The sequence below is a fragment of the Halorhodospira sp. 9621 genome, from assembly GCF_022228055.1.
GTDB classification, from domain to species: Bacteria; Pseudomonadota; Gammaproteobacteria; order Nitrococcales; family Halorhodospiraceae; genus Halorhodospira; species Halorhodospira halophila_A.
Map to the genome: position 1 here is coordinate 1 of NZ_JAJNRD010000069.1, position 2,700 is coordinate 2,700.

A 2,700-nucleotide genomic window follows, 5' to 3' on the forward strand; every position below is an offset into this window, starting at 1 on the left:
TCATTCCAAGGCGTTGTTCCGGGCCTGTGGTGAGCTGGGTAATCTGCGTTCATCCGATCGCAGACAGGAGCACCGAGATGCCCCACGCCCGCAGAAGCCGCTCCCGCCGGACAGCCGCCGAATGGCAGGTTTTGATCCAGCGTTACGCCCAAGGGGACCTGACGTTGCGCGCCTTCTGCGCGCAAGAGGGTGTGGCCGAAAGCACGTTCACCGCCTGGCGTCGACGCCTTCAGGCCGCTGCGGTGGCACCGAAACCGCCCGAGGTGGCGGAGCCGGCGCCCTCGGCGCCGGAGCCCGCAGGCGGTCTGTTCGCCGAGCTTTCGTTACCGGGTAGCCCGTCAACGGACGCCCCCGGCCAGGGTGAGCAGGACACCCCGCCCTGGGAGGTGGAGGTGGAGTTGGACCTCGGCGCCGGCGTCTGCCTGCGGATCCGGCGAGTTCCGGGGTGCTGACGCCGCCGCGGCGCCTGTGGCTGTGCACTCGGGCGACGGACATGCGCTGCTCGTTCGATGGTCTTCCCGCACTGGTGCGTCGCCACCTCGGCCGGGATCCGCTCAGTGGCCAGGGGTTCATCTTCATCAATCGCCGGCGCACCCTGATGAAGCTGCTCTACTTCGACGGCGACGGCTACTGCGTGTGGAGCAAACGCCTGGAGCGGGGTCAGTTCGGCGTGGGGGGTGCTCAGGCACAGGCCCTGGAGGCGCTGAGCTGGACGCAGTTCGCCGCATTGCTCGAGGGACTGGATCTGACCATCCGTAGCCGACGAAAAAGGTGGCATAAAGACCCCCGCCCGGGGGTCGAAGCCGGTATAATGGACCGGTGATTTGCGAAGGGAATCAGCCCCTTGTCGAATGCCATCTGTGCCACTGAGCACGCCCGGATTGTTGCCGAGAATCAGGCCCTGCACGGCGAGCTCAAGGAGCTGCGCCGCCAGCTTGCCTGGTTCAAACGCCAGCTCTTCGGCGAGAAGTCCGAACGCCACCAGATCCTCGGTCCGGCCGTGCAAGCGAACCTGTTCGACCCGGCGGCCACGCCGGTGCCCGAGCAGCAAGAGCGTGAGAAGATCACCTACACCCGCAGGAAGGGCAAGAACCGCGACAACGCCGCCAACGACACGGGGCTGCGCTTTGACGACAGCGTCCCGAGGCGGGTCATTGAGGTGCCCCCGCCCGCAGGCCGGGAGAGCGATGAGGTCGTGGCCACGCGCACGACGTTCCGCCTCGCGCAGCGCCGGGCAGGCTACGAGATCCTCGAGTACCGCCACCCGGTTCTCAAGGAGCGCAGCAGCGGCGCGCTCACGAGTGTCCCGGCGCCGCGCAACGTCTTCGAGGGCAGTGTCTTTGATGTCAGCTTCGCCGCCGGGGTGCTGGTCGACAAGTTTTGCTACCACCTGCCGCTGTACCGACAGGCTCAGCGCCTGAGTCAGGCCGGCATCCAGGTGGCGCGCAGCTCGCTGACCGCCGTCGTGGCGCGCGCCAGTCCACTGCTCGCCCCGATCGCACAGGCACAGCTGGCGCACGTGCTCAGCGGCGGGGTGTTGGCCATGGACGAGACGCCGATCAAGGCCGGGCGCAAGGGCCCGGGCAAGATGCACCAGGGCTACTTCTGGCCGCTGTACGGTGAGGGCGACGAGATCTGCTTCACCTTCAGCCCCAGCCGTGGCGGCGCGCACATCGAACGCACCCTGGCCGGTCGCTTCCACGGGGTGCTGCTCACCGACGGCTACGCGGCCTACGAGCGATACGCCGCCGGACAGCCGCAGATCATCCACGCCCAGTGCTGGTCACACATCATGCGCCGCAAGTTCGAGCGGGCCCTGGACAGCGACCCGGCAGCGCGCGAAGCTCTGGAGCAGATCGCAGCGCTCTACGACCGGGAGCAATCGATCCGTGCGCGTGGGCTCCACGGCGAAGACAAACGCCAGGCGCGGCAGGAGCAGTGCGCTGCGCTGGTGCTCGACTTCTGGCAATGGTGTGATGCGCAGCTCCAGCGCATGGATCTTGAACCGCGCCACCCGCTGCTCAAGGCGCTGGGGTATGTGCGCGAGCGCCAGTCGGCCCTAGCCGTCTTCCTGGAACATCCGGATGTCCCCATCGACACGAACCACCTGGAGCGCGGGCTGCGCCCCATCCCCATGGGTCGGCGCAACTGGTTATTCTGCTGGAGCGAGGTCGGTGCCGAGCACGTGGCCACCATCCAGACGCTGCTGGTGACCTGTCGGCTGCAGGGCATGGATCCGACCACGTACCTGATCGATGTGCTCCAGCGTGTCGGCATGCACCCGGCGGCCCGGGTCGAGGAGCTCACGCCGCGGTGTTGGAAGACCCGGTTCGCTGATGCGCCGCTGCGCTCGGATGTAGAGCCTTAGACACCACTGCCTCCCCAGTCCATAGTTAGCCAGCGAGAGCCGGTTGAATGCGCATTGACGATCTCAGCCTCGACGAACTCCTGGAACTCAACGAGATCATCTGCCGCCGCATCGACGAACTGCGGGCGCGTCAGGACCTCGATGTCCTCAAGCACCTGCGCCTGGGACAGGAGGTGTCGTTCGAAAGCCGCGAGGGCGAGGTGTTCGGCCGGGTGGTTAAGATTAACCGCAAGACGGTGGTGGTCCACACCGAGGATCACCGTCAGTGGAAAGTCCCCCCTGGGATCATCAAGATGCTCCGGGATGTCCAGTGATCCCCGTCAACGACGTCA

At 66.7% G+C, this 2,700-nt stretch carries 4 protein-coding genes; all 4 read left to right on the plus strand.

Annotated elements, in window-relative coordinates; all coding sequences use genetic code 11:
• The first annotated feature begins 77 nt into the window (after positions 1–77).
• From tnpA to LRF89_RS13045, 4 genes are read left to right on the plus strand one after another with little or no spacing between them, the layout of a single operon-like run.
• Positions 78–452, plus strand: coding sequence for an IS66 family insertion sequence element accessory protein TnpA (tnpA, locus tag LRF89_RS13030; RefSeq protein ID WP_238637338.1), 375 nt, complete (start codon positions 78–80; stop codon positions 450–452).
• Positions 446–823: an IS66 family insertion sequence element accessory protein TnpB gene (gene tnpB, locus LRF89_RS13035; RefSeq protein WP_238637339.1), complete on the plus strand. Its 378-nt coding sequence runs from the start codon at positions 446–448 to the stop codon at positions 821–823. The genes tnpA and tnpB overlap by 7 nt, the downstream gene beginning before the upstream one ends.
• A 21-nt stretch (positions 824–844) precedes the next feature.
• On the plus strand, positions 845–2,368 hold the full coding sequence (gene tnpC / locus LRF89_RS13040; RefSeq protein ID WP_238637340.1) for an IS66 family transposase: 1,524 nt from the start codon (positions 845–847) through the stop codon (positions 2,366–2,368).
• Between the two features lie 47 nt (positions 2,369–2,415).
• A complete protein-coding gene (locus tag LRF89_RS13045) occupies positions 2,416–2,682 on the plus strand; it encodes a hypothetical protein (protein WP_201169107.1) in 267 nt (88 codons plus the stop codon).
• Positions 2,683–2,700 lie beyond the last annotated feature (18 nt).